General features: G+C 73.7%; 21 protein-coding genes. 14 read left to right on the top strand and 7 right to left on the bottom strand.

The window, feature by feature from the left end; all coding sequences use genetic code 11:
- Positions 1-22 precede the first annotated feature (22 nt).
- Positions 23-790, top strand: a complete 768-nt coding sequence (locus ACIPXB_RS24065) for a dioxygenase (protein ID WP_401453396.1) — start codon at positions 23-25, stop codon at positions 788-790.
- A 421-nt stretch (positions 791-1,211) separates the two neighbouring features.
- On the top strand, positions 1,212-2,198 hold the full coding sequence (locus ACIPXB_RS24060) for an RNA polymerase sigma factor RpoD/SigA (RefSeq protein ID WP_401453165.1): 987 nt from the start codon (positions 1,212-1,214) through the stop codon (positions 2,196-2,198).
- A gap of 139 nt (positions 2,199-2,337) precedes the next feature.
- On the opposite strand, the gene ACIPXB_RS24055 is transcribed toward ACIPXB_RS24060, so the two are convergent.
- Positions 2,338-3,306 carry a helix-turn-helix transcriptional regulator gene (locus tag ACIPXB_RS24055; protein WP_401453163.1) on the bottom strand — a complete coding sequence of 323 codons (969 nt, stop codon included), beginning with the start codon at positions 3,304-3,306 and terminating at the stop codon, positions 2,338-2,340.
- A gap of 61 nt (positions 3,307-3,367) precedes the next feature.
- Here ACIPXB_RS24055 and ACIPXB_RS24050 point away from each other — a divergent pair, with 61 nt between their 5' ends.
- The 3 genes from ACIPXB_RS24050 to ACIPXB_RS24040 all read left to right on the top strand — a co-directional run bounded on the left by ACIPXB_RS24050 (position 3,368) and on the right by ACIPXB_RS24040 (position 6,811).
- Complete coding sequence (locus tag ACIPXB_RS24050; protein WP_401453161.1) at positions 3,368-4,936, top strand: MFS transporter; 1,569 nt, start codon at positions 3,368-3,370, stop codon at positions 4,934-4,936.
- Between the two features lie 169 nt (positions 4,937-5,105).
- Entirely contained in the window at positions 5,106-5,867 is a 762-nt protein-coding gene (locus tag ACIPXB_RS24045) for a DeoR/GlpR family DNA-binding transcription regulator (protein ID WP_401453159.1), read from the top strand.
- Positions 5,864-6,811 (top strand): hexose kinase, encoded by a 948-nt coding sequence (locus tag ACIPXB_RS24040; RefSeq protein WP_401453157.1) that lies wholly within the window; start codon positions 5,864-5,866, stop codon positions 6,809-6,811. Before ACIPXB_RS24045 ends, ACIPXB_RS24040 begins: the two co-directional genes overlap by 4 nt.
- Before the next feature lie 68 nt (positions 6,812-6,879).
- Here ACIPXB_RS24040 and ACIPXB_RS24035 read toward each other — a convergent pair whose 3' ends face one another.
- Positions 6,880-7,671: a DUF6227 family protein gene (locus ACIPXB_RS24035; protein ID WP_401453155.1), complete on the bottom strand. Its 792-nt coding sequence runs from the start codon at positions 7,669-7,671 to the stop codon at positions 6,880-6,882.
- A gap of 191 nt (positions 7,672-7,862) precedes the next feature.
- On the opposite strand from ACIPXB_RS24035, the gene ACIPXB_RS24030 reads away from it, so the two are divergent.
- Positions 7,863-8,504: a vitamin K epoxide reductase family protein gene (locus tag ACIPXB_RS24030; RefSeq protein WP_401453153.1), complete on the top strand. Its 642-nt coding sequence runs from the start codon at positions 7,863-7,865 to the stop codon at positions 8,502-8,504.
- A gap of 107 nt (positions 8,505-8,611) precedes the next feature.
- Here ACIPXB_RS24030 and ACIPXB_RS24025 read toward each other — a convergent pair whose 3' ends face one another.
- On the bottom strand, positions 8,612-9,022 hold the full coding sequence (locus ACIPXB_RS24025; protein ID WP_401453151.1) for a rodlin: 411 nt from the start codon (positions 9,020-9,022) through the stop codon (positions 8,612-8,614).
- A gap of 270 nt (positions 9,023-9,292) precedes the next feature.
- Between ACIPXB_RS24025 and ACIPXB_RS24020 the strand changes: the two genes are divergently transcribed.
- Entirely contained in the window at positions 9,293-9,781 is a 489-nt protein-coding gene (locus ACIPXB_RS24020; RefSeq protein WP_401453149.1) for a hypothetical protein, read from the top strand.
- A 120-nt stretch (positions 9,782-9,901) separates the two neighbouring features.
- Positions 9,902-10,141, top strand: coding sequence for a chaplin (locus ACIPXB_RS24015; protein WP_401453147.1), 240 nt, complete (start codon positions 9,902-9,904; stop codon positions 10,139-10,141).
- A gap of 94 nt (positions 10,142-10,235) precedes the next feature.
- On the opposite strand, the gene ACIPXB_RS24010 is transcribed toward ACIPXB_RS24015, so the two are convergent.
- The 4 genes from ACIPXB_RS24010 to ACIPXB_RS23995 all read right to left on the bottom strand — a co-directional run bounded on the left by ACIPXB_RS24010 (position 10,236) and on the right by ACIPXB_RS23995 (position 12,926).
- Positions 10,236-10,577 (bottom strand): hypothetical protein, encoded by a 342-nt coding sequence (locus tag ACIPXB_RS24010; protein ID WP_401453146.1) that lies wholly within the window; start codon positions 10,575-10,577, stop codon positions 10,236-10,238.
- A gap of 155 nt (positions 10,578-10,732) precedes the next feature.
- The gene (locus ACIPXB_RS24005; RefSeq protein WP_401453145.1) at positions 10,733-11,941 is read right to left on the bottom strand and encodes a chaplin; all 1,209 of its coding nucleotides are present in this window, start codon (positions 11,939-11,941) and stop codon (positions 10,733-10,735) included.
- A 134-nt stretch (positions 11,942-12,075) separates the two neighbouring features.
- Positions 12,076-12,309, bottom strand: coding sequence for a chaplin (locus ACIPXB_RS24000; protein WP_401453143.1), 234 nt, complete (start codon positions 12,307-12,309; stop codon positions 12,076-12,078).
- Positions 12,310-12,515: 206 nt separating this feature from the next.
- The gene (locus ACIPXB_RS23995; RefSeq protein WP_401453141.1) at positions 12,516-12,926 is read right to left on the bottom strand and encodes a rodlin; all 411 of its coding nucleotides are present in this window, start codon (positions 12,924-12,926) and stop codon (positions 12,516-12,518) included.
- 276 nt (positions 12,927-13,202) lie between these two features.
- Between ACIPXB_RS23995 and ACIPXB_RS23990 the strand changes: the two genes are divergently transcribed.
- From ACIPXB_RS23990 to ACIPXB_RS23965, 6 genes are all read left to right on the top strand, one after another.
- Positions 13,203-14,306, top strand: coding sequence for a DUF3344 domain-containing protein (locus tag ACIPXB_RS23990; RefSeq protein WP_401453139.1), 1,104 nt, complete (start codon positions 13,203-13,205; stop codon positions 14,304-14,306).
- A 34-nt stretch (positions 14,307-14,340) separates the two neighbouring features.
- Entirely contained in the window at positions 14,341-15,537 is a 1,197-nt protein-coding gene (locus ACIPXB_RS23985) for a glycosyltransferase (protein ID WP_401453137.1), read from the top strand.
- Positions 15,534-17,060 carry an exopolysaccharide biosynthesis polyprenyl glycosylphosphotransferase gene (locus tag ACIPXB_RS23980; RefSeq protein ID WP_401453135.1) on the top strand — a complete coding sequence of 509 codons (1,527 nt, stop codon included), beginning with the start codon at positions 15,534-15,536 and terminating at the stop codon, positions 17,058-17,060. Before ACIPXB_RS23985 ends, ACIPXB_RS23980 begins: the two co-directional genes overlap by 4 nt.
- A gap of 2 nt (positions 17,061-17,062) precedes the next feature.
- A complete protein-coding gene (locus tag ACIPXB_RS23975; RefSeq protein WP_401453133.1) occupies positions 17,063-18,481 on the top strand; it encodes an O-antigen ligase family protein in 1,419 nt (472 codons plus the stop codon).
- A gap of 149 nt (positions 18,482-18,630) precedes the next feature.
- Complete coding sequence (gene murJ, locus ACIPXB_RS23970) at positions 18,631-20,340, top strand: murein biosynthesis integral membrane protein MurJ (RefSeq protein ID WP_401453394.1); 1,710 nt, start codon at positions 18,631-18,633, stop codon at positions 20,338-20,340.
- The gene (locus ACIPXB_RS23965) at positions 20,330-21,118 is read left to right on the top strand and encodes a polysaccharide deacetylase family protein (protein WP_401453131.1); all 789 of its coding nucleotides are present in this window, start codon (positions 20,330-20,332) and stop codon (positions 21,116-21,118) included. Before murJ ends, ACIPXB_RS23965 begins: the two co-directional genes overlap by 11 nt.
- Positions 21,119-21,126: the final 8 nt, after the last annotated feature.

The raw sequence follows: 21,126 nt of genomic DNA, 5'->3' as shown, positions 1-21,126 counted from the left end.
CACCGTGACCACGACCACCCGTATGCCGGCCCTGTACCTCAGCCACGGCGCGCCCCCGCTGGCCGACGACCCGGTCTGGCCCGGCGAGCTCGCCGCCTGGTCCGCGGACCTGCCCCGGCCGGCCGCGATCCTCATGGTCTCCGCCCACTGGGAGGAAGCGCCGCTGGCCCTCGGCGCCACGGAGCGGGTCCCGCTCGTGTACGACTTCTGGGGCTTCCCCGAGCATTACTACCGGGTCCGCTACGACGCCCCGGGCGCCCCGGCGCTCGCGGAGTCCGTCCGGGGGCTCCTGCGCGGCCCCGGCACCCCGGTCCAGGACATTCCCGACCGCGGGCTGGACCACGGCGCGTACGTCCCGCTGGTGGAGATGTACCCGGACGCCGACATACCGGTCCTCCAGATATCCCTGCCCACCCTGGACCCGCGCCGCCTCATGGACGTGGGCCGCAAGCTCGCCCCGCTGCGCGACGAGGGCGTGCTGATCGTCGGCAGCGGCTTCTTCACCCACAACCTGGCGGCCCTGCGGCACCCGGGCGGCGGCGTCCCCTCCTGGTCGGCGGAGTTCGACGCCTGGGGCCACGAGGCCCTGGCCGCGGCCGACGTGGACGCCCTGCTGGACTTCGAGGCCACGTCCCCGGCCGGCGCCCTGGCCCACCCCCGCACCGAACACTTCGCCCCCCTGTTCGTCACCCTCGGCGCCGCGGACGCCACCGGCGACCTCACCTCCCGCCGCGACCCGGTGACGGGCTTCTGGATGGGCCTGTCGAAGCGCTCGCTCCAGTTCGGCTGAGGGCGGCGGAGCCGCGGCTGCGGTCGCACATCCGGCGCTGGTCGCGTATCCGGCAAATCGGTCGGGTCGGGCGGGCAACCCGATGGGCGGGAGTGACGTCTTCCAGGGGGAAGCGCGGCCGAATGCGCGGCGAGCGGGTGTGACGGGCGTCTCGCCGGGGGAGGGGCGGCGCGGCTCCGGATCGACCGTGATCAGGGGCCTGACCTGCGCGTCCGTGGGTCTCGTGGCATCCCGTTCCGGGCGGTGGCGGCGCAGGATACTGCAAGATCTCGGAAATGGGGACGGAGTGTGGGAATTCTGTCCCGATTCCAGTCGTTGTTTCCTTTCGGATGCGGGTACTCGGGACAGTGTTCGGGAGCCGCAGCCAGACGCAAGACGCACAGCAGCCGCACCGCGACCGAACCTTTGCAAGGGAGCACGCATGGCAACCCGCGCCGTCGCCCGTCGTCAGTCCGACACGGCCTCCAGCGTCCGCGCCGTCGGCGGCGAGATAGCCGACCGCGACCTGGTCGGCATGTACCTGGACGAGATCGCGCGCACCCCGCTGCTCGACGCCGCCAAGGAAGTGGAGCTCTCCCAGATCATCGAGGCGGGCGTGTTCGCCCGGCAGATCCTCGACGGTGAGATCGACGCCGCCAAGGGGGGCGCCGCCACACGTGAGGAGCTGGAGGCGCTCGCCGCCGAGGGCGAGCGCGCCAAGGAGGTCTTCATCCGGTCCAACCTCCGCCTCGTCGTCGCCGTCGCCCGCCGCTACCCGCGCAGCGGTCTGCCCCTGCTCGACCTGATCCAGGAGGGCAACGCGGGCCTGGTGCGCGCGGTGGAGAAGTTCGACTACGCCAAGGGCTTCAAGTTCTCGACGTACGCCACGTGGTGGATCCGCCAGGCCATCACGCGTTCGATCGCCGACCAGTCCCGCACCATCCGGCTGCCCGTCCACCTCGTCGAGGAGCTCGGCCGGATCCGCCGGGTGCAGCGCGAGTTCAACCGCGAGCACGGCCGCGACCCGGAGCACGCGGAGATCGCCGCCGAGCTGGCCTCCACCGAGCAGCGCGTCGGAGACGTCCTGGACTGGGCCCGGGACCCGGTCAGCCTGAACATGTCCGTGGACGACGAGGGCGAGACGCAGTTCGGCGACCTGCTGGAGGACACGTCCGCGATCTCCCCCGAGCAGTCCGTCCTCTCCCTGCTGCGCAGCGAGGAGCTGGAGGACCTGATCGGCAAGCTCGACCAGCGCACGGCGTCGATCATCAAGATGCGGTACGGCATCGACGACGGCCGCGAGCGCACGCTGACCGAGGTCGGCAAGCAGCACGGACTGACGCGCGAGCGGATCCGCCAGATCGAGAAGCACGCGCTGCTGGAGCTGAAGCGGATGGCCCGCGACACCGGCTTCGACGCGGTCGCCTGACCCGGCCGGCCCCCACAGACCGCCCCGGCACCTATCCCCCCCCAGGTGCCGGGGCTTCCCCGTACCCGGCCTCGTCCCGGCCCCGTCCCGGACCCGGCCGGACCCGGCCGGACCCGGCCGGCCCCGGGGCCGCCCACCCTCAGGCCGTCCGGGCGGCCCCGCCCGCCGCGCGGGCCAGCCGGCCCGCCATCAGCTCCACGCACTCCGCCAGCGCCGCCGGCTCGCGCACGGTGAAGTCCGGCCCCGCCGTCGCCAGCCGCATCGCCACCCACTCCACGTCGCCGCGCGCGGTGAAGCTCACCCGGCACGTCCCGGCGGTCAGCTCGACCGGTTCCCCCAGCCAAGCCGGCAGCGTCTCCGCCAGCTCCGAGGCGGGCGCCGCGAAATCCACGACCACCCGGTACGCCTCCCGCTCGCCGCCGCCCGGGTACACCGCCCCCGCGAGGTCCGGCAGCTCCCGCGCCGTGAACCGCGCCCCCGTCGCGAACGGCTCCGTCACGCGGTCCACGCGGAAGGTCCGCCAGGCGTCCCGCTCCAGGTCGTAGGCGATGAGATACCACCGCCGCCCCGTACTGACCAGGCGGTACGGCTCGACCAGCCGTCGCGAGTCGGCGCCGTCCCTCGCCCGGTAGGCGAACCGCAGCCGCTCCTGCCCCGCCGTCGCCGACGCCATCACCGTCAGCGTCTCGGGGGCGATCGACGCGCCGTCGCCCCGGGTCACCGCCACCGTCGCCGACTGCAGCGCGCTCACCCGGTGCCGCAGCCTGGAGGGCAGCACCTGCTCCAGCTTGGCCAGCGCCCGTACGGAGGCCTCCTCGATCCCCTCGATCGCGTGCCCGGCCCCGGCCCGCAGCCCCACCGCGATGGCCACGGCCTCCTCGTCGTCCAGGGTCAGCGGGGGCAGCGCGGCCCCCGCCACCAGCCGGTATCCGCCCTCGGCGCCCAGGCTGGCCTCGACCGGGTACCCCAGGTCCCGCAGCCGCTCGATGTCCCTGCGGATCGTCCGCCGGCTCACTCCGAGCCGGGTGGCGAGCTCGCTGCCCGGCCACTCGCGGGGTGTCTGCAGCAGGGACAGCAGACTCAGAAGTCGTGCGGGTGTGTCCGTCATGTCATCAGGCTGCCAGCCAAATAGGACACGAACCGACCTACACGCGGTCTAGGTTCTTTCCATGACCACCGAGACGTCCCTCACCCCGCCCGGGAACGAGACCGGGCCCACCGAACCGGCCACCCCCGCCGACCGCCGCCGCTGGCTCGCCCTCGCCATCGTGATGACCGCGGCCTTCATGGACCTGGTCGATGTCACGATCGTCAACATAGCCATCCCCAGCATGAGCGCCGACCTGCACACCTCCACCAGCGCCATCCAGTGGATCACCGCCGGTTACGCGCTCGCCTTCGCCGCCGGCCTGATCACCGGCGGCCGCCTCGGCGACATCTACGGCCGCAAGCGCGTCTTCCTCCTCGGTATCGCCGGTTTCACGGCCGCCTCGCTGCTCTGCGGAATCGCCGCCAACCCCGGCATGCTCGTCGCCTCCCGCCTCCTCCAGGGGGCCATGGCCGCCCTGATGGTCCCCCAGGTCCTGGCGATCATCCACGTCACCTTCCCGCCGCACGAGCGCGGCAAGGTCTTCGGCCTGTTCGGCGCGATGCTCGGCCTCGGCGCCGTCTCCGGCCCGATGCTCGGCGCGCTGCTCACCGAGTGGAACCTCTTCGGCCTCGAATGGCGCCCGATCTTCCTGATCAACCTGCCGATCGGCATCGCCGGCCTGATCCTGGGCCGCATGTTCATCACCGAGTCCAAGGCCCCGCGCGCGCTGCGGCTCGACCTGGTCGGCGTCGTCATCGCCACCCTCGGCATGGTCATGCTGATCTACCCCCTCACCCAGGGCCGCGAGAACGACTGGCCGCTGTGGGGCTTCGTGTGCATGGGCGCGGTCCCGCTGGTGATCGCCGGCTTCGTCGCGTACGAGAAGTACAAGATCAAGAAGGATGGCTCCCCGCTCGTCGAGCTCTCCCTGTTCAAGGTCAAGAGCTTCGCCGCCGGCATCGGCGTCCAGCTCACCTTCGGCATCGCGACCGGCATCTTCTTCCTGACCTGGACGCTCATGATGCAGATGGGTCTGGGCTGGAGCGCCCTGCGCGCGGGCCTGACGGGCATCCCCTTCTCCATCTCGGTCTCCTTCGCCGCCGCCATCTCCGTCCAGAAGCTGGTGCCCCGCTTCGGCCGCAAGGTTCTCCAGGCGGGCGCGCTGACCATGGCCGCGGGCCTGGTCCTCTACATCTGGGCGTCCGGGCACTACGGCCTGGACATCGCCCCCTGGCAGATGGCCGCCCCGCTGGTGCTCATGGGTCTGGGCATGGGCCTGATCGTGGCCCCGCTCACCGAGACCGTGCTCTCCGAGGTGCCGCGCGAGCACGCCGGCTCCGCCTCGGGCCTGATCAACAGCACCGGTCAGATGGGCAACGCCCTCGGCCTCGGCCTCACCTCGGTCGTCTACTTCGGTGCCATCGAGAACGAGCACATCGTCGGCCCGCAGTACGTCGAGGCCTTCCGCGGCGCGCTGTGGTGGGTCGTCGCCGTCCTGGTCGTGATCTTCGCGGTGATGTTCCTGCTGCCGCGCCAGGCTCCCGCCCCGGGCTCGGGCTTCGAGGCGGAGGCCGGCGCCGTTCCCGCCGACGAGCCCCTCGCCGACGACGGTGACGACGTCACCCCGCGCAAGGTCCCGGTGGCGTAGCCGCCGGGCCCCGGCGCCCCACCCCCTTCACGGACATGTCCGCCCTCGCGGCGGGCATGTCCGTTTTTGTTAGGCTCCGCCCCTTTCGCGGCGTACGGTGGAGGAAATCCGCCGGAATCCACAGACCCGGACACCGAGCGGACCCGAACGGACCCGAACGGACACCCTCATGTACGCACCGGAGCGCCAGCAGGAGATCCTCCGCCTCACCCGCGACGCGGGCCGGGTCGACGTGCTCTCCCTCGCCGACGCGTTCCAGGTCACCGCCGAGACCGTCCGCCGCGACCTCAAGGCCCTCGACCGGGCCGGCCTGGTCCGCCGGGTGCACGGCGGCGCCATACCGGCCGGCCGCCTCGACTTCGAGCCCGGCCCCGCCGGGCGCACGCCGGCCGGACCCGACGAGAAGGACCGCATCGCGGCCGCCGCCCTCGCGCAGCTCCCCGCCGACGGCAGCGTCATCCTCGACGCGGGCCCGATCACCGCACGGCTGGCCGCGATCCTCCCCCCGGACACCGCGCTCACCGTGGTCACCCACGCCCTGCCCGTCGCCGCCCGGCTCGCCGGCCACCCCGCGGTCGACCTCCACCTCGTCGGCGGCCGGGTCCGCCCCCGGACCCGGGCCGCCGTCGACGCCTGGGCGCTGCGCGCGTACGGGGAGATCCGCGCCGACGTGCTCTTCCTCGCCACCCTCGGCTTCACTCCCGGCGGCGGGCTCACCACCACCGACCTGGCGGAGGCCGCCGTCAAGCGCGCCGCCGTCGCCGCCGCCCGCCGGGTGGTCCTGCTCGCGGACTCCGCCCAGTGCGGCCAGGAGCACTTCGCGCGCTTCGCCGCCTTCACGGACGTCGACCTGCTCATCACCGACGCGGGGCTGGACCCCGCCGACAGGGCGGCCGTCGAGGCCGCCGGGACGGAAGTCACGCTCGCATGATCCTCACCGTCACGCCCAACCCCTCCCTCGACCGCACCTACGAGATCTCCTCACTGGTCCGCGGCGAGGTCCTGCGCGCCGCCGAGGACCGGGTCGAACCCGGGGGCAAGGGCGTCAACGTCGCCCGCGCCGTGGCCGCCGCGGGCGTGCGCACCACGGCGGTGCTGCCGCTCGGCGGCCCGCCCGGCACGCTGATCGCCGAACTCCTCGGCGCGCAGGGCGTGGACGTCACGGTGGTCGCGATCGCGAGCCGCACCCGCTCCAACGTCTCCCTCGCCGAACCCGACGGCACCGTCACCAAGATCAACACTGCGGGCCCCGCCCTCTCCCCGTCGGAGTCCCTCCTGCTGCTGGAGTCGGCCGGCGCCGGCGCGGCCACGGCGAGCTGGGTCACCGGCTGCGGCAGCCTCCCGCCCGGCCTGCCCCAGCGGTGGTACGCCGAACTCGTCGCCCGCGTCCGCGCGGCGGGCGCGCGCTCCGCCCTGGACGCGGCCGCCCCGGTGCTGCGGGCCGCGCTCGCGGCCGAGCCGGACCTGGTCAAGCTGGACACGACGGAACTCGCGGCGGCGGTCTCCCGGCCGCTCGCCACCCTGGGCGACGTGGTCACGGCGGTCCGGGAGCTGCGCTCCCTGGGCGCGGGTGCGGTGCTGGCCACCCTCGGCCCGGACGGCCAGCTGCTGTCCGACGCCACCGGCACCTACTACGGCACCGCCCCGGCCGCCGTCGTCCGCAGCAACGTCGGCGCGGGCGACGCCGCGCTCGCGGGCCTGCTGATCGCGGGCGGCTCGGGTCCGCGGGCCCTCGCCTCCGCCGTGGCCCACGCGACGGCCGCGGTCCAGCTCCCCGGCACGGCCATGCCCACCCCGGAGGACCTGCGGCCCGCCGAGGTCCGCATCACCGAGGACCTGCCCCTCACCCTCCGCCTCACCCGCCCGGCGGGCTGAGCACCGCCGGCCCGCCCGGGTCGGCTGCCGGGTCGGCCGGGTCGGCCGGGTCGGCCGGGTCGCCCGGGTCAGCGCACCCGGGCGGCGCGCAGCTCCATGGCGCCGCGCGCGGCGGCCTCGCTCTCGTACACCTCGCACATGTGGCGCCCGTCCGGCGTCGCCGTGTGCTCGACCTCCCAGAGGCTGTACTCGCTCCCGTCCAGCAGCACGAACGCGTGCTCGTACAGGCTGAATCCCGCGTCCCGGCCGTCCGCCAGGCACTGGCGGGTGCCGAACGCCTGGGTGATCTGGTGGGCGTATGCCGACCGCAGCAGCGCCGCCACCCCCTCGCCCGGCCGGTCCCGGTTCTCGGCGCGGCGCAGCACCCGCCGGGCGTGGTCGGCGGACTGCTCCACCGCGTACTCGCGGCGCCGCGCGACCGGCGCCGCGGACGCCGCGAACAGGGCGCCGAGCACCGCCGCGTCGCCCGACAGCTCGTCCTCGCCGGCCGTCAGCGTGAAGTCCAGCACCGCCGCCGGCTCCTCGCCGAACAGCCGGGTCGCCGCCAGGCAGGCCTCCGCCTTGGACGTGAAGACCTCGTGCCGGGTCGCCCGGTCGCCCTGCTGCCGGTAGGCCAGCTCCCACAGCGACACCGAAGCGCCGTCCGCCAGCAGGTAGGTGTGCCGGTGGGTCTCGCGCCACACGCCCGACGCGGGGCTGTGGTGCGTGGTGTACAGCGAGGAACTGTGGGCGAGCGCGGTGGCCAGCCGCTCGACCAGCGGGTCGGGCAGGTCGAAGGAGTTGAGGGCGCGGCCCAGGAGTCGGCCGAGGTGCGCCTCAGTTGTCTCGTACGGATCGATGTGATCCTTCGGGTCGCTCAACGTGGGTCTCCAGGCCGTCGCAGCTTGTCACTTCGCGGAAGCTCAACGTAACCCCTCGCTCTGACATCACGTCCGGGGTTCGGTAAAACGTCCGGGAAGGATCCACGGTTCCCGCACCCCTTCCGGTCAACTTGCGTACGGATACGCATGATTCACCATGATCCGTGGGGCAATGCGGGACTATGGGCCGCATGGCAACGAATACAGTGGGCGTTCCCCGTCAGCAGGGCCGGCCCCGCAGTCGACCCGAGGACGAACCGGCCGCGCCCCCCAGGGGGTTGGCCTGGCTGCTGGTGCTCACCGGGGCCGCCGGGCTGCTGGCCTCCTGGGTGATCACGCTCGACAAGTTCCTGCTGCTGGAGGACCCGGACTTCAAGCCGGCCTGCAGCCTCAACCCGGTCGTCTCCTGCGGCAGCGTCATGCAGAGCGAGCAGGCGGCGGCCTTCGGCTTCCCCAACCCGATGCTGGGTCTGGTCGCGTACGGCGTCGTGGTCTGCGCCGGCGCGGGCCTGCTCGCCGGAGCCGGCTACCGCGGCTGGTTCTGGCTGGGACTGAACGCCGGCACCGTCTTCGGAGTGGGCTTCTGCACCTGGCTGATGGTCCAGTCGCTCTACGAGATCAACGCGCTGTGCCTGTGGTGCGCTCTGGCCTGGGTGGCCACGCTGGTGATGTTCTGGGCCGTCACCGCGCACAACGTCCGCACCGGCGTCCTGCCGGCCCCGGGCCCGCTGCGGCTGTTCCTCACCGAGTTCGCGTGGGTTCCGCCCGTCCTGCACACCGGGATCATCGGGATGCTGGTCCTGACCCGGTGGTGGGAGTTCTGGACCGGCTGAGCCGCCCGTACGGCGGTACGCGAGGGCCCCGGCAGCAGGAGGCTGCCGGGGCCCTCGTCAGGTGCTCCCGGGGCGCCCGTCGAGCGGGCCGGAACGAGGAGCGGTGATCAGCTGCCGGCGGAGACGTTGCCGGAGAGGACCGGGATGTTGCTCAGGATGTGCGAGAGGGACTCGTCGCCCTTGGCCTGGGTGGAGTTCTCGGCGCACTGCTGGTTCATCGGGTTGCTGAGGACGTTGATGTCCTGGACGCCGATGTTGAGGAGCGCCGCGACCGACTGGACGTTGAGCTTCGCCGGCAGGCCGATGCAGGGCTTGTTCAGGGTGCCCTGGACCAGGCTGAGCTGCGGGCTCATGGGGCCTTCGGTCTTCTGGTTGCCGTAGATCTGCTGGGCGCCGTTGCCGTTGACGGTGTTGATGCCGTTGTCGTTCCCGATGGCCATGGCCGGGGCGGCCACGGCGGCGCCCGCGCCGATCACAGCGGCAGTGGCTGCGGCGGTGGCCATAATCTTCTTGAGCATCTTGGTCCTTTTGTCGCATGAGTGCCCGCTGATGGAGCGCCCTGGACAACCGGCCCGCCGAGGGTTTGGTTCCGGTGCTTCACTCGAACGGCGTGCGCGGGCCCGGCTCTTCCCCGGCCGGGTGAGCCGCGTGCGGATGCCTGCGCGAGGCCCGTACGCGGCCCGCGGCCGTCCAAGATCGTGTTGCGCTCCGTGAAAGGCGTTCGCACGGTGGGTGAGGAAGCGGATCACCGTGGTCCGCTCTCCTGTGCGACCACCGAAGGAATGCCCATGCACCGCACGAAGGCGTCCCGCTTCCTTGTCCCCTCGGCCCTTGTCGCCGTCATAGTCTTCGGCGCGGCCGCCCCGGCGAGCGCCCTCGTCCGCGAGGAGTCCGGCGGCGGCCGGCAGCAGCAGCTCGAACGGCTGGAGCGGCAACTGGAGGAGCGCCTGGAGCAGCGGGCGGCGGCCGGCCCCATCGACGACCTCGTCAAGAGCATCCTGGACGCCATCAAGGGCCTGCTGCCGGCGGGTGTCTCGCTGCCGGAGATCACCATCCCGGAGATCAAGCTGCCCGAGATCCAGCTCCCGCAGATCCCGGGCGTGAACCTGCCGGCGATCCCCGGGGTGACGCTCCCCAATATCCAGCTGCCGCCGGTGCAGTTGCCCGCGACCGGGACCGTCCCGGCGGTTCCGGCCGTCCCGGCCGTCCCGGCCGTCCCCGCGATCCCGGAGGTCCCCGAGATCCCGGACGTCCCGAATTGGCCCGAACTGCCGTAGCACTATTGGGCTGAACAGGTCTGATCGTGCATGGACCCGTGTCGTTGGGGGAGAGTGGACCGTTTTGCTCGGTGTGAGCCCCGGATCGGGGCAGTACATCGAACAGAAGGTGCACTTCCCATGAACACTGCCAAGAAGGCCGCCGTTGTCCTGGCCGGCGCTGGTCTCGCCGTCGCGGGTGCCGCGGGTGCCGCTCTCGCCGACTCCTCGGCCGAGGGCGCGGCTGTGGGCTCCCCGGGTGTCCTCTCCGGCAACCTGGTCCAGGTCCCGGTGCACGTCCCGGTGAACGTCTGCGGCAACACGGTGAACATCATCGCCCTCCTGAACCCGGCGTTCGGCAACGTCTGCGTCAACGACTGACGTTCGACGGCACACGCGACTGTGGGCGCCACCGGCATCGGCCGGTGGCGCCCACAGTTCTAGGGCCGCGGTTCTAGGGCCGGGGCGGAGCGGCTCAGCCCTTGCCGCCGTTGAGGTGGATGCCGCCGAGCATCGGGGTCACCTGGGTGGCCGTGTTGGCCAGGCCGAGCACCTCGCCCGGGGCGTTGTTGCGGACCTGGTTCACGCCCTGGGCCGCGCCCGCGACCTTGTCGAGGGTGGCCCCCTGCTCGGCCAGGCCGTTGCCGACGGTCTGCGGCAGGGCCTCGGAGACCGGGTTGGCGGCGTTCAGGACCTCGGTCACCCCGCCCGTCACGCTCATGGGGGGCATGGCGGAGGTGTCCGCGAAGGCGGGGGCGGCGGCGCCCAGGGCGGCGACGGAACCCGCGAGCACGGCGGCGACCTTCGTGTACTTCATTCTTTTGCATCCTTTTCCAGCGGCGACCGACGCGCCGCTTTCGACCTGCGTAACGATTCCGTGCGGGTACGGAAACCCTGTGGCCGGTTCTTTTCGCACGTCGGCCGGAGAACCCGACAAGGGATTCTCCGGCCGATATTTCTTCCGATATTCCGTCAGGCGGCGCGCGACCTCCGGTACAGGATCGCCCCGCCGAGGATCAGGGCCGTGGCGAGCGCGGCCGCGGCGGCCGGCTGCCCGGCCCCGGTCTCGGCCAGCATCGGGCCGGTCACCCGGGCGACCGGGGCGGCGGGCACCACCGGGGCGTCCGCGGCGGGAGGCGCCTCGGGGGCGGCCGGTGCCGGTGCCGGGAGCGGGGCCGGGGGCAGGTGGATCGGGCGGTCACCCTCGGGGCTCGCGGGCGGCTGGTCGACCTGCGGTGCCTGCGGCGCCTGCGGTGCGGGGGCCGGGGCGGGGGCCACCGGAGGTACGGAGACCGAGCTGCCGTGGTGCGGCGGCGCCGGCGCGGGGAGCGTCGTCGGGGGCTCCTCCTCGACGGGCTTCGGGAGAGGCGCCGGCGCCTCCTCCTGGACCGGGCTGGGCGGTACGGGCGCGGGGGCCGGCGCCGGGGCGGGCTGCGCCTCGGGCGCGGGTACCGGGGCCGGCAGCGGCTTGGGCAGCGGTGCCGGCTTCACCTCGGGCCCGGGAGCGGGCTTCGGTTCCGGCCTGGGCTGGGGCTTGGGGGGCGCGGGGTGCGGAGCCGGGGGGTGGGGCGCGGGGTGGTCGTCGCACTCCTCCTCGGCGTCGCCGCCGTATCCGCCGCCGTGCCGGGCCGCGTGCCGCGGCTCGTGCCGGGCCTCGTCACGGGTCTCGTGCGGTACGGGGGCCGGCGCCGGCGCCGCGTGCCGCGGCTTGGCGTGCCGGGGCGCGGGCCGGGGCGGCTCCGTGCGGTGCTCGGGCCGGGCCTCGTCGTCGGCCCGCGGGGCGGTGTGCCGCTGGTCGTCGAAGTAGCGGTCGATGGCCTCGGCCTGCTGGGGGCTGAGGTAGCGCCGGTAGTCGTGACCACCGTCGTCGCCGGAGTCGCGGTGGCCGGAGGCGCCGTGGCCGCCGTGGCCGGAGTGGCCGTGGCCGGAGGCGCTGCCGCAGGTGTTGCCGAAGGCCGGGTTCAGTCCCGCCGCCGCGTCCACGCTGTTGCCGCACACGTTGGGGGACAGCGTGATCGGTACCGAGACGCTGTTGCCCGCCAGCACGCCCGGCGAGTGCGAGGCCTCCGCCGTCGCCCCCGCCGCGTAGGCCGCGCCGCCGGCGATCGACAGCAGACTCGATGCCGCGGCGGCCGTGAGCACCCCCTTGCCCAGTACCTGTCGGCTCAGTACCTGTCGCATGGGTCCTTCCCTGTCTACCGGCTCCGGGGCCGGTCGTGAATCGGAGGTGGCCCCGGAGTGCACCGCCGTGCACTCCGAGGCCACTTTCGAGGAGGTGTGCCCGCGCGGGCACGGACGCTTGGTGGCGCGCTGGGTCAGTTGTTGACGCAGACCGTGCCGAAGGCCGGGTTCAGAACGCCGACGAGGTTCGCGCTGTTGCCGCAGATGTTGACCGGGATGTTCACCGGGACCTGGACGAGGTTGCCGGAGAGCACGCCGGGGGAGTCCGAGGCCTTGCCCACGGCGTCGGCGTCGGCCAGGGCGGGGGAGGCAGCACCGGCGGCCATCAGAGCGCCGGCGGCGAGGACCACTGCCTTCTTGTACGTCATTTTCTTTTCGTTCCTTCCCGCAGCGGGGTATCCACTGCAGAATTAACAACGAGCGGTCACGGGAAAAGAAACCGCATATTTCGCGGACGGGCCGGGCCTGGCCCGGGCCATATTCTCCGGAATTCGGAGAAATCGGGGCCGGACACGCGGCGAGGCCGCCGCGTCCCGAAGGTGCGGCGGCCTCGGCTGCGGGGTGACCGGGCGGATCAGCTGCCCGAGGAGACGTTGCCCGACAGGATCGGGATGTTGTCCAGGATGTGCGAGAGCGGCTCGTCGCCCTTGGCCTGCGTGGAGTTCTCGACGCACTGCTGGTTCATCGGGTTCGACAGGATGGGGATGTCCTGGACGCCGACGTTGACCGCGGCGAGCAGCGACTGGGCGTTGAGCTTCGCCGGCAGCGCGATGCAGGGCTTGTTGAAGGAGCCCTGGATCAGCGCCATCTGCGGGCTCATGTGGCCGTAGGTGGCCTGGTTGCCGTAGATCTGGGCGGCGCCGTTGCCGTTCACGGTGTTGATGCCGTTGTCGTTGCCGATCGCCATCGCCTGCGGAGCCATGGCCGCGCCCATGCCCGTGACGGAGGCGGCGACAGCGGCCGCGGCCATCATCTTCTTGATCACTGTTGTTCCTTTTCTGCAAGATTGCCCGGTACAGGAGCAACCGGCTCAACTCCCGTGCTGCGGCCAGGGTTGCGCCGCTTCACCCGGATGCCGACGTTTCGGTCCGCGCGGTTGACGGTCGCGTCCTCGTGCAACCGCTCAACGACCCGCCCTCCGTGAGGGTGCGTGCGATCGCCCAAAAGGCCGTACGAGCGAGTCCGGCGTGATTTCCAGCTCGATTTCTGACAAAGTTCACTCCTGTTTTGTCGCCTTGATCGAAAATGGAGACAGGGTCACATGGGTTCCACCCGCAGAATCCTCGGTGCGCTCGCCCCCCTGCTGTCCTGCCTCGTCCTTTCGGGTAACGCGCCGAACGCCCTGGCAGCCGCTCCGGCCCCAAAGGAAATGCCCCGGATCCCGTTCACGCAGCGTTATCAGGCCGTGCAGCACGGCGGGCTGGTCCGGGCCTCGAACTCCGGCATCAGCTGCCGCAAGGAGCGGGCCGCGGGAGCCGAGCCGTGCGGCGAGGTCAAGCAGGGTGCGGCCGGGGTCAACAGCGACTACGAGATGTTCTACAGCGAGGTCGACAAGGACCCCGACACCTACAACTCCACCCGCGCAGAGCTGAAGGTGCCCGCGGGCGCGAAGGTCTCGTACGCGCGGCTGTACTGGGGCGGCAACCTGCGGGTCGGTGAGCAGAAGCCGCCGCAGGACAACGGCCGGGTGCTGGTCGCCGAGCCCGGCGGCGCGTACTCGGAGGTGCTGGCGGACACCCGGATCGGGCACCGCACCGACGACGGCAGCGACGCCTACCAGGCCTCTGCCGACGTCACCCCGCTGGTGCGCCGCGGCGGCGCGGGGATGTGGACCGTCTCCCAGCTCAACATCGCCATGGGGCACTCGGGCGTGGGTGCCTGGGGCGGCTGGACGCTGGTCGTCGCCTACGAGAAGGCGGACGAGCCGCTGCGCCGGATCTCGGTGTGGGACGGCTTCGCGGCGCTGTGGGCGGGAGGCGGCCAGGAGGCCCTGGAGACGGTGGACGTCGAGGGGCTGGACGTGCCGGCGGGCGGGACCGGGCGGGTCGGCGTGGTCGCGTACGACGGGGACCGCGGGACGCTCGGGGACTCACTCACCGTGACCGCCGACAGTGGTCGCCGGGTCCAGCTCAGCGACCCCGAAAACCCGTTCAATGATGTGATGAATTCTACTATCACAGAATTCGGACGTCCCTCGTTCAGGCGACAGCCCGAACATATGAATAATCTCGGATATGACGCGGACGTGTTCGATCTGAGTCCCGCCCTGTCCGGTGGTGCCCGCAGCCTGACATTCCAGTTCGCGGGCGAGAATCAGGGTCATTTCCTCGGCGTGCTCTTCGTGCAGACAGACGCGCGCCGCTGAACGCAGGAGACCACTCCACGTGCCGTCAGAACATGTGTCAGAACACGTGACCGTCTTCCATCTCGTCCAGCCCGTGGAGGGCGGTGTCGCCCGGGTCGTCGTCGATCTCGTCCGCGCCCAGTCCGCCGCGGGCCTGCGCCCCGTCGTGGGCTGCCCGCCCGGCGGGCAGCTCGCCGAGGCGGCCCGCGCCGCCGGGGCCGAGGTGCTCACCTGGCGGGCGTCGCGCGCGCCGGGCCCGGGGCTGGCCGCCGAGACGGTCGCCGCCGCCCGCCTGGTGCGCCGGGTCCGCCCCGACGTGCTGCACGCCCACAGCGCCAAGGCCGGCCTCGCCGGCCGCCTGGCCGTACGCGGCGCGGTGCCCACCGTCTTCCAGCCGCACGCCTGGTCCTTCGACGCGGTCGGCGGTACCACGGCCGCACTGGCCCTCAGATGGGAACGGTTCGGGGCCCGTTGGGCCGACCGGGTGCTCTGTGTCAGCGAGGCCGAACGCAGCGCGGGCGAGTCCGAGGGGATCACGGCCCACTGGTCGGTGATCCGCAACGGGGTCGACCTCGGCCACTTCCGCCCCGGCGGCCCCGACCCCGTCCACGACAAGGCACGGGCCCGCGCCGGGCTCCCGTTGCCCGCCGGGTTCCGGGGCGAGGGGCCGCTGGCCGTGTGTGTCGGACGGTTGTGCCAGCAGAAGGGCCAGGACGTCCTGCTGCGGGCCTGGCCCGAGCTGCTCGCGACGGTCCCCGGGGCCCGGCTCGCCCTGGTGGGGGACGGTCCGGACGCCGAACGACTGCGGCGTACGGCCCCGCCGGGCGTGTTCTTCGTGGGCGCCGCCGCCGACATCCGACCGTGGCTTCGGGCCGCCGATCTCGTTGTACTGCCGTCGCGGTGGGAAGGCATGGCGCTCGCCCCGCTGGAAGCCATGGCCTGCGGCCGCCCGGTCCTGGTCTCCGACGTCAGCGGTGCCAGGGAGAGCCTGCCGCCCGGCCACGGCCGGCTCTGCCTGGTGCCGCCCGAGGACCCGGGCGCGCTGGCCAAGGCGCTGGGCGTGCTGCTCGCCGACCCGCGGCTGCTCGCCGAGCTCGGGGAGCAGGCCGGGCAGCACGCCCGGACCGACTTCGACGTACGGCGGACCACGGACGCGGTCACCGGCCTGTACCACGAACTGCTGGGCAGGCCCTCCCCCAGGCTGCGCCGCGGGGATCCCCAGCCCTTGAACCAGGAGCGCATCAGCCGATGACGATGGACAGCGCACACGCACCCCACGCCGGGCGGGGCGGCGGCTCACCCGCCGCCGGACCCGCCGCGGGTCCTGCCTCCACCACCGCCGTCCGCCGCTCGGTGACCGCCATCCACCCCCCGCGCGGGCCCCGGGCCGACGCCGCCCGTATGGCCGTACGGCCGCGGCGCGTCCGCCGCCGCGAGAGCGCCGTCCCGCTGCTGGCCACCGACGCGCTGGCCGCCGTACTGACCACGGCGGCCGTGCCCGGCCTGGACCTGCCGCGCGAGGCCGCCGCGCCCGTCGCGGTCCTGCTGGCCGTGCTGCACGCCCAGGCCGGGCTGTACCGGCCGCGGCTGGCGCCCTCCGCACTGCTCGAACTGCCCGCGCTGGCCGGCCGGTCCGCCGTCCTGTGGTGCGTGACCGCGGCCGTCGTGGCCGCCGTCGACCCGCGCCAGGCCCTCGGCTGGGGCGCGCTGGCCACCGCCGCCTGCCTCCAGCTCGTCCTCGCCTGCTCCGGGCGCGGCCTGGTCCACCTGCTGCGCCGCCGCTCCGCCGTCCGCCGGCCCGCCTCCGCCCTCGTGGTCGGACCCGGGGCCGGGGCGAGCGCGGTGGCCGCCGCCCTGCACCAGCGCCGCGAGTACGGTCTGCGCCCGGTCGGCCTCGCCGACACCGGGCCCGCCACCGGCGAGGACTCGGCGGTCGTGCCGGTGCTCGCCTCCCACGAGGACATCCGGCGGGCCGTCATCCAGAACTCGGTGCGGCACGCGGTGTTCACCCGGCCGCCCGAGGCCGACGAGCACACCGCGTCGCTGGTCCGGCTCTTCCACGACCACGGCTGCCGGCTCTGGCTCGCCGACCCCGTCGGCACCGCGAAGATCACCGGGATGCGGGTGGCGCAGCCCGCCGACCACCTGTGGGGCTTCGCCGTCCAGCCGCTGCTGCCGCGCCCGGCGCGGCCGGCGGAGCGCTGGGTCAAGCGGGGCATCGACTCGGCCCTGGCCGCGCTCGCCCTGCTCGCGGCCGCGCCCGTGATGGGGGCGTGCGCCCTGGCGGTACGGGTCTCCGACGGCCCCGGGGTGATCTTCCGTCAGGAGCGGGTCGGGCTCTACGGGCGGCCGTTCACGCTGTTGAAGTTCCGTACGCTGCGCGCCGACGAGCACGAGTCCGCCACCCGGTGGACGGTGGCCGGCGACCGCCGGATGAGCGCGGTCGGCTCCTTCCTGCGCAAGTCCTCCCTCGACGAGCTGCCGCAGCTGTGGAACGTGGTGCGCGGGGACATGAGCCTGGTCGGACCGCGGCCCGAACGGCCCTTCTTCGTCGCGAAGTTCTCCTCGATCCACCCCGGCTACGAGGCCCGGCACCGGATGCCGGTGGGGATCACCGGCCTCGCGCAGATCAACGGGCTGCGCGGGGACACCTCGATCGAGGACCGGGCCCGCTTCGACAACCACTACATCGACACCTGGTCGCTGTGGCAGGACCTGTGGATCCTGGCCCGCACCGCGGCCTCCTTCTTCCGCTTCCGGCTGGGAGGCAGCTGATCATGGCCCTTGCCCTCTCAGGCGCCTACCCGCCCCCGCCGGTCCCCGGCCGCGGCGGGGCGGGCCCGCTGCGCCGCCACTGGCCGCTGCTCCCGCTCGTCGCGACCGTCCTGCTGCTCCTCGCACCGCTCCCGGCCGGTGACGCCACCGCGTCGGGCAAGGTGACGCCGGCCGACGCGGCCTCGCTGCTGCTGGTGTTCGTCTGCGCCGTACGGGCGCTGCGGGGCGAGGTGCGCCGGCTGACCCCGGTGGGCGCGGCCGTCCTGGGGGTGCCGGCGCTCGGGCTGGCGGTCGCCACCGTCACCGCGGCGGACCCGTACGCGGCGCTGCCCGGCTTCGTGCGCTACCTCCAGGTGTTCGTGCTCGTCCCGGCGGCCGTGGTGCTGCTGGTGCGCGACGCGCGGGAGTTCCGGCTGGCGGCCGGGTGCTTCGTGGTCCTGGCCCTGGTCCAGGGCGCGGTGGGGGTCGTGCAGTACGCGACGCACACCGGCGCCTCGTACCAGGGCGAGGACATCCGGGCCGTGGGCACCTTCGGTCCCGGCGACGTCATGGGCATGGCCACCGTCGTCGCGTACGGACTGGTCGTGGCGACGGCGGTGGCGCTGGCGCCGGGGACCGGCGTGCGCACCCGGCGCGTGGCCGGGGCGTGCGCGCTCGTCCTCGTCCTCCCGCTGGTCCTCTCCTTCAGCCGGGGCGCGTGGATCGCGACCTTCGGCGCGGCGCTGGTGGTCATGCTGATGGCGGGCGTGCGGCGGGCGCTGAAGGTGCTCTGCGCGCTGGTCGCGGCCGGCGTGGTGCTCGTCGGCGGCCTCGGCGTCGGTTCGGACATGGTCGCCGAGCGGCTCACCTCCATCACCCAGGTCGGTTCGGCGCCCGACCAGTCGGTCACCGACCGGTACACCATGTGGGCGGCCGCCTCCTCGATGTGGAGCGAGCACCCGGCGGTGGGCGTGGGCCTCAAGGGCTTCCCGGCGCACCGGGACGGGCACTCCTCGCTGGGGCTGTCCTCGGGCAGCGACACGGCGGGCGCGGGCCAGGCGTACATCCGCCAGCCGCTGCTCTCCCCGCACAACATGTACCTGCTGATCCTCAGCGAGCAGGGGCTGGTCGGCCTGATGGCCCTGGCGGGCGGCTGGGCGGTGCTGCTGGCCGCGGGCCTGCGCCGGGCCCTGCGCCCGGACCCGGCGGCGCGGCGCATGCGCGACTGCGGTCTGATCGCGGCGGGGCTGTTCATCTGGCAGCTGACCGACTTCCTGTACGCCGACATCGGCGGCCCCTCGACGGTCCTCACCGGAGTGATCATCGGCATGGCCGCGTGGTGGGCCCTGACGGGGCCCGGTGACGGCGGACGTGAGGGCGGACGTGAGGGCGCCGTCCCGGTGGGCGGCCGGCGGGCCCGTGAGGGCGCGGCCACCCGGTGACCGATACGACGCCCCTCACGGGCGCCCGGCGGCCCGGCCCCGGCCATCAGGCCGGGCCGGGCCCCGCCCGCGTTCAGGCCACCGCCGTCGCCCCGGCGGACCGCCCGCGTACGCCGCCCGCCCGCCCGTCCGTGACCGGGGCCCGCGGGGTGGCGTCCGGGGGCGGTGGCCGTGAGAGTGGAGTGCGTGCGGCGGGATCCGGGGGCGGGGCCCCCGCGGCGGCGCCCGTGACCGGGGCCCGTGCGGGCCGGGCCGCGGGGGGCGGGGCCGCGCCGCTGGGGCGGTTCCTGGCCAAGGCTGCGGCCGTCACCGCCGGACTGACCGCCGCCGGCGCCGTGTTCGGGCTGGTGCGCGACCAGACCATCGCCCACCTGTTCGGCGCCGGGCACGACAGCGACGCCTTCCTCATCGCGTGGACCGTCCCGGAGATGGCCTCCACGCTGCTCATCGAGGACGCCATGGCGCTGCTGATGGTGCCCGCCTTCAGCCACGCCCTCGCCCGGCGGGCGGCCAGCAGGGCCGGGCTGACCCGCAAGGAGGCGCGGGTCCAGGACCCGGTGCGGCTGTTGGTCGGGGCCACGCTGCCGCGCCTGATGGTGTTCCTGGCGGCCGTGGCCTCCGTCCTGGTCGTCGCCGCCCCCCTCGTCGTCGGGGTGCTGGCCCCGGGGCTGCCGGATCCCGGGCTCGCCGTCCAGTGCACCCGGCTGACCGCCCTCACCGTCCTGACCTTCGGCATCGCCGGGTACTTCAGCGCCGCGCTGCGCGCCCACCGGTCGTTCCTGCCCCCGGCGGCGATCTACGTCTCGTACAACGTCGGGATCATCGGCACGATGATCGCCCTGCACGCCGTGTGGGGGGTGCGGGCGGCCGCCGCCGGGGTGGCGTGCGGCGGGCTGCTGATGGTCCTCGTCCAACTGCCCGCCTTCGTCCGGCACGTGGGCTTCGGGCCGTCGCGGACCCGGGGGGCCAGCCGCCGCCAGCGCGACCGGGACCGGCCCACGCTCCTGGCGCTCGGGATGATCGCGCCGGTCATCTTCTTCGCCGTCTTCCGGCAGTCGCAGGTCCTCGTCGAACGCTTCCTGGCCGCCTCGCTGCCGCCCGGCGCCATCTCGCACCTCAACTACGCGCAGAAGGTCGCGCAGATGCCGATGGTGCTGTCCCTGATGATCTGCACCGTCACCTTCCCCGTCGTCGCCCAGGCCATGGCCGGCGGCGAGCGCGAGAAGGCCCGGCGGCGGGTCGAGCAGGACCTGGCGCTGGCCTCCCTCGCCGTCCTCATGGGCACAGCCCTCGTCATCGGCTACGCCCCGCAGATCATCCAGGTCCTGTTCGAACGCGGGGCGTTCACCCACGCCGACACCCTCACCACGGCCTCCGTGATGCGCGTCTACGCGATCGGCCTGCTCGGCCACTGCCTGGTCGGGGCGCTGTCCCGGCCCTTCTTCTCCACCGCCCGCCCCACCTGGTTCCCGGCCCTGGCCATGGGCTGCGGACTGCTCGTCAACATCGTGGCGGGGGCCTTCGCGGTGGGCTGGTGGGGCACGTACGGCATCGCCGCCGCCAACGCCGCCGGCATCTCCACCTCGGCCGTGCTGCTGCTCACCGGGCTCGGCTCGCGGATCATCGCGATCCAGGTCCGCCGGGTCGCCATCAGCCTCGGCCGGCTCTCCGTCGCCGCCGTCACGGCCTGCGCCACCGGCTGGATCGCCGGACCCATGATCCCCGACCCGCTGCTCAGCGCCGCGCTCGGCTGCCTGCTGGTCCCGGCCATGTTCGGGGCCTCCGGCATGGCCATACGGGCGCTCGAGGTCACCGCCCTGCCCACCCTGATCACCCAGAGGTTCCGCAATGTCCGCTGACACCGACATGGCGTACGCCACCGCCGCGTCGCAGGCCCCCTCCGCCCGCCGCCGGGCCGCGGCCCCGTGGGTCCTCATGTACCACTCGGTCGCCGAGTTCACCGACCCCTCCGAGGACCCGTACGGCATCACCGTCACCCCCGCGGCCCTGGAGGCGCAGCTGCTGTGGCTGCGCGCCCGCGGGCTGCGCGGGGTCTCCGTCGGTGAACTGCGCGCCGCCCGCGCGGCCGGGCGCGGCGCCGGGCTGGTCGGGCTGACCTTCGACGACGGCTACACCGACTTCCTCGCCGAGGCGCTGCCGCTGCTGCGCCGGCACGGCTGCACCGCCACCCTGTTCGTGCTGCCCGGCCGGCTCGGCGTGGACAACGTGTGGGACCCGCTGGGTCCGCGCAAGGCGCTGCTGACCGCCGAGGGCATCCGCGCGGTCGCCGCCGCCGGGCAGGAGATCGGCTCGCACGGGCTGCTCCACCAGCACCTGAGCGGCCTGCCCGACGACGTGCTCCAGCAGGAGCTGCGCGGCAGCCGCGAACTGCTCCGGGAGATCACCGGCCGGCTGCCCGAGGGCTTCTGCTACCCGTACGGCACCCTCGACGCCCGGGTCGTCGAAGCCACCCGCGCGGCCGGGTACGGCTACGCCTGCGCCATCGACCCCGGGCGGCTCGCCGGCCCGCACGCCATGCCGCGCACCCACATCAGCCAGGCCGACGGGCCGGGCCGGCTGCGGATCAAGCGGCTGCGCCACCAGGTGCACGCGCTGCGCCGGGCGGTGCGGCGGTGACCGCGCCG

It is taken from the genome of Streptomyces sp. NPDC090022, from assembly GCF_044748145.1.
Classification (GTDB): Bacteria; Actinomycetota; Actinomycetes; order Streptomycetales; family Streptomycetaceae; genus Streptomyces.
This window is presented reverse-complemented; position numbering and strand designations above follow the sequence as displayed.